The sequence below is a fragment of the Vibrio sp. YT-19(2023) genome (assembly GCF_033337395.1).
Map to the genome: position 1 here is coordinate 1 of NZ_JAWOQN010001158.1, position 516 is coordinate 516.

Annotated in this window: 1 pseudogene; it reads left to right on the forward strand. The window is 46.1% G+C overall.

The annotated features are described in order from the left end of the window. Nucleotides 1-516: pseudogene (locus R7E78_RS30600) on the forward strand (acetate--CoA ligase family protein); the annotation flags it as partial.

Consider the following 516-nt stretch of genomic DNA (forward strand, 5'->3'; position numbering starts at 1 on the left):
TTGGCAGCGCGGAAGAGTTGCGAATCAGTATCGCGGTCGACAAGGTATTTGGGCCTGTCATGTTACTTGGGCAAGGTGGCTCTGAATGGAACATCGCTCAAGATGCGGTGGCCGCCCTGCCTCCTTTGAATATGACGCTTGCACGCTATTTAGTCGTGGTTGCATTAAAGTCCGGGAAGAACCGTCTTCAGAAACACAAAGATGCGCTCGATATTACTTAGCTGTCAAAATTCTTAGTTCGTATTTCGCAAATGGCGGTTGAGTTACCTGAAATACAAAGACTGGATATCCATCCAGTATTGGTGTCTGGAGATGACTTAACCATACTTGATGCTGATGTGACGCTTTGCAAATATGAAGGTGACGCTCAAAAACGACTGGCTATTCGCCCTTTCCCTGCTGAATTTGTTGAAACTGTGACACTGCGTGATGGTCAACCAATCCTTCTTCGTCCAATTCTTCCTGAAGATGAGCCACTCCACGCTCAGTTCATCAATAGTGTATCTAAAGAAGATC